This is a genomic window from Mesorhizobium sp. PL10 (genome assembly GCF_053714315.1).
This window is the reverse complement of sequence record NZ_JBSKBR010000117.1, coordinates 1-1953: the sequence shown is the minus strand read 5'-3', so window position 1 is coordinate 1953 and position 1953 is coordinate 1. Positions and strand designations below refer to the sequence as shown.

Below are 1953 nucleotides of genomic sequence, written 5' to 3'. Positions count from 1 at the left end.
CGGATGTCCTTGCAAAATATAGCTTTTAACCCGTTCGACCGGGAGCGGAAGTCCACGCAGGCCGGCGCCAGTCGATACCCTCAACAAGCATCGACAACTGCGCTTGCGTCAGATGCGCAACCCCATCCTTCGCTGTCGGCCAGGGAAAGTATCCGCGTTCCAAAATTTTGTAAAACAGGCAGAACCCTTGGCCATCCCACCATAAGAGTTTGATCCGATCAGCGCGTTTTCCGCGGAAGCCGAAGATCGCGCCGGAACCTGGCGCCTCCTTGATAACCGTCTCAACGAGCGCCGACAGTCCATCAATTCCACGCCGCATGTCGGTCACTCCGCAGGCCAGATAGACCCGCACATTCCCGGATGGCCCGATCATGCCGCCTCCACACAAGCGACCAGCGACCCGAGCATCCTCAGCTCCACGTCTGCCGGAACCCTCAAGCACCGACCGTTTCGTAGCACGATCTCGATGACGGGTGGCGTCGGTGGCGTGTCAGCCGCCTGAACGACGCACCCCTCCTCGGTAATCTCCACCGGAAGGAACATCGCCGGTTGACTGACATAGCTGAATGACTGTCGCCACAAACGAATCTGACCAGGATGAATGTCATGCCGGCGAGCCACATCACCAATGCGAACACCAGGTTGATCCGCCTCCGCTAATATCCTCAGTTTCGCCTCGTCCGACCAGCGTCGTCTGCGCTCAGTGCCGGATATGATCTCCATGCGAGCCATGCAACCTCTTCGATCTGGTATTAATGTCAGCACTAATGCTGGCTAATGCCAGAACATCGCCCGATTTGCCCGATCAGCAAAATCCGCTCGCCGGACGCTCACTTTCCGAGGAAGGACGAGAGTTCGGCGCGGGTGACCGGCGGAAATACGCCACGCACATCAGCACCAGCACCTCGGATTGCGTCAGCTCAGCCGCCGTCTCGTTGCTGGCGGCAGCGGCGCGGATGGCATCGGCATAGACCGGCCGGGTCAGGTGCTTCCAACCGCCGGCGACGGCGACCAGGTCGTAGGGCCGGCCGCGCAGCTCTTCGCGAATGTCGTCGATCAGAAGGTCGATGCTGCAACTTTTGCCGACGATGCGAGCAAGCACCTCGCGGTCGACCGGCTCGCTGGCCGCAAATATGGTTGCCTCGATACGCTGAATCCATTCGCGCCAGCGCGCCTCCGGCGGCAGGTGATCCAGTTCCCGGTCAAACGTAAGCGGTACGAGATGGCCCTGCCTCTCCTCCGGGCTACCGGCCGGTTCTGAAGCGGGTCGGCATCCAAAACTGACGCATGGCCTCAACGACGGCCGGAATGTCGGACCATGCATTTCGGCCAGCGAGCGAAGACGGTGGCACTCGCAAGGGCCGGCCGTCATCGTCGACGCAGTGGAAGAGGATCGGCAGCAGCAAGGCGTGCTCGATTGTATTGGGCGAGAGCAACCGCGACCAGGCGAGCAGCCGAAGCTGCATGACCATATAGAAGCCCATACACCAGGGCCGTGCGTCGACGCCGCCACCGGCCATCCGCAGGAAGAGTGGCTCGAAGCTCTGCGGCCTCGTCGACAGCGTTTCGCTGATCGCGTTGTGCCGCATGAGCGTAGCCGCGATCGCCGAGAACTCCTCCGTGTCGTGATTGAAGGCGTCCGGATCGAGGCCCAGCAACGGACACACCCATTCTTCGGAAGGCATAGAGACCGGCCCGGCGACGACCGCAGCCACGGCGCCGTCGAGCATCGATAGGGAACTTGCCTTGGGGCGACGAAGCGTCGCCGACTGCCCTCGCTTATCCAGCCAATGTCCGAGCTTCTCGAAGGACATCGCGTAGTCGGCCATGGTGGTCTTGGCGGGCCTGCGCTCCTGTCGTGGCTTGTGTCTGGTCATGCAGCGGCTCTTTCACGGCGCGCCGGGAGACAGCACCTTGATCCTTCAGGCCGCGCTGAAACATCCTGTGAAGCTC

At 61.6% G+C, this 1953-nt stretch carries 3 protein-coding genes and 1 pseudogene; all 4 read right to left on the bottom strand.

Features of this window, described 5'->3' with window-relative positions; all coding sequences use genetic code 11:
• Positions 1–25: 25 nt before the first annotated feature.
• Positions 26–373 carry an IS66 family insertion sequence element accessory protein TnpB gene (tnpB, locus tag ACWGTO_RS33265; RefSeq protein ID WP_003571489.1) on the bottom strand — a complete coding sequence of 116 codons (348 nt, stop codon included), beginning with the start codon at positions 371–373 and terminating at the stop codon, positions 26–28.
• Positions 370–732, bottom strand: coding sequence for an IS66-like element accessory protein TnpA (gene tnpA, locus ACWGTO_RS33260; protein ID WP_454578924.1), 363 nt, complete (start codon positions 730–732; stop codon positions 370–372). Before tnpA ends, tnpB begins: the two co-directional genes overlap by 4 nt.
• Positions 733–833: 101 nt before the next feature.
• Positions 834–1324 (bottom strand): annotated as a pseudogene (gene scpB, locus ACWGTO_RS33255) (SMC-Scp complex subunit ScpB); the annotation flags it as partial.
• A complete protein-coding gene (locus tag ACWGTO_RS33250) occupies positions 1245–1730 on the bottom strand; it encodes a UPF0149 family protein (protein ID WP_454578923.1) in 486 nt (161 codons plus the stop codon). The pseudogene scpB and the gene ACWGTO_RS33250, both read right to left, overlap by 80 nt.
• Between the last annotated feature and the right edge of the window lie 223 nt (positions 1731–1953).